Below are 1,992 nucleotides of genomic sequence, written 5' to 3'. Positions count from 1 at the left end.
ACGCCATAGTCTCTTGTTATATTTTTGTGCTCAACTATCTCCGTAGCCATATTGCTTAGATAGCTCTCTATAATTCGTAGCATCACCAAAGAAGAAGCGTTGTACTCGGATTGAATCTAAGTAGTCTTTTTCTTTTGTGACATTACCTACAATCTTCCCGGCACTCCATGAACCAAGAGCAGAGCTGTCTGCAACTAAGTCATAGTGATGTTCTCGAACATACTTTTTCCACTTTGGATACTTTTCGACTATACACAAACAACCATGAGCTAAATCATCATAAACGATATCAATAACTTCAGTTGGATGAAGTTCACCATAATCTCGTTCTTTCATTAACTCTAAGTAATTTGGATATTTCTTGAAAATTGCGCCTTCAAACGACCAAAGTTCATTCAAGTGGTGTTTAGCTAGCGCACTTTTAAAGACATTTTTCTCCTTGCTAAACTGTTTAACAAACCGAGTTGTAGCATGTAATGGGAGAAAATCTAAATCTCGCACAATGTTCCCTTCTGAGGAAGATAAAATTTGCCCCCATGAAAACTCAGAATGGCGCAGCCTTGTCGATAAATGCTTGGCTTCGGCAGCATCGCGAATATGAGGTTGTATTACCGACATCATCTTATAAATTCTGCGGTATGCAGATGAAGCTAATAGAATAATTTTTCTCGGCTCATCTTCTTCAAAATACGTAAGCATCTGCTTAATTAATTTTTCAATTAATGATTCTGGTGTACTACTTTCTCGTTCAAACAACCAGCATGGTATGTAAGGTAGAGCTACCTGATTTTTGTCTAGTTCAATCAGAAATTCAAGTAGATACATATAGTAGTTAGCGTTAAATTCCCTATAGTAATCAGGCATCAGTTTACTAAACACTTTATATGCGCCCATCTGTTCTAGGTTACTAGCTATAACAGAATTCAATACTTTCACTGATTTAACACTTTGTGGCATGAAGTAATGAACATCAATGATCTCATCAAGTGAGGCTGCTGCTAGTTCCCGATCATATACATCATGATCAAATTGCATTTTTTGGAAATTCTGCCTGATCTGATTTGTTTTCTCAGTGAATCTTCGTTCTATAATTTCTAGAAACTCATTGGCTCTAGACTGGTTGAACTCAACTTCAAATGCTTTGTCAATTGAACGTAATACTCGCCTTTTATAAAAAAACCAGATATTCACAGGAGAGAGTATTTTTCTGAGCAAATGAAAATCACGTGAGAGATTTTTAATTTTCATTGTCACTATTGGGTTTTCAAGATCTTCCTCTCGATCGAAGATCTCTAGCTTAATGCCATCACACAATACGATTATTGATGCATTAATTTCTGGATGAATCGCATATTCAGTAGCTTGACTAAGCTCAGAATAACCAAAGTGGTCTCCCTTTAGGGGTCTCTTCGCTTCAATTATCCAGAAATTCTCTTGCCATAGAGTAAAACTGTAATCTATGTATTTGTGTGTTTTTCCTAGAAATCGAATATGTTTCTCTCGATCAACCGAACTAAATTGACCTTTCTGGTAACCTAAAATTCTAACGATCGGGTCGATCACCTCAGCTCTGATATCTGCCTCAGTATAATTTTCAACATCGAGTTTTTCTATTCGAGCTAGTTCTTCTTGTTGCCTAGATTCCAACTCTGGAAGTTCCTTATGAAGTAATAAAGCTTCCTTTACATTAAACTCTCTATCTATCAACATGTTTTAGTAACACCCAATTTTCCTAAAAATATTATGCTTTCTATACGGCGCTAAACCGCTTTTCACATAGATATAATGCGGTCTTTCGTTTAAGTCTTCAACTGAAAATCAATAGCTTAGTGAGCGAGGAAAAAATTAGAATGCATTGTGAGGCATAATTTCTGGATGTGCTGAGTTCGGATAATTTTTGGTAGGGCAAATGCACATTAACAGGGTGTGTATGAATAAAAAGTCTAACGCGAAAAGCGGCATGTTTAAGCTAGAGGATTAACTAGCCCTTAC

The 1,992-nt window shown here is 36.4% G+C and carries 1 protein-coding gene; it reads right to left on the bottom strand.

What is annotated here, in order from left to right:
* Window positions 1–30: 30 nt before the first annotated feature.
* Window positions 31–1,710, bottom strand: a complete 1,680-nt coding sequence (locus VPNCDNU1_RS28590) for a hypothetical protein (protein ID WP_104403518.1) — start codon at window positions 1,708–1,710, stop codon at window positions 31–33.
* Window positions 1,711–1,992 lie beyond the last annotated feature (282 nt).

The organism is Vibrio penaeicida (assembly GCF_002933855.1).
Taxonomy (GTDB): Bacteria; Pseudomonadota; Gammaproteobacteria; order Enterobacterales; family Vibrionaceae; genus Vibrio; species Vibrio penaeicida_A.
Note: the sequence above shows the minus strand (reverse complement) of the source record. Positions and strands in the feature narration are given on the sequence as shown.

Bases quoted from the DNA above. Each gene is read 5' to 3' on its own strand.
- VPNCDNU1_RS28590 (WP_104403518.1), bottom strand. From the start codon at position 1,710: ATGTTGATAGATAGAGAGTTTAATGTAAAGGAAGCTTTATTACTTCAT.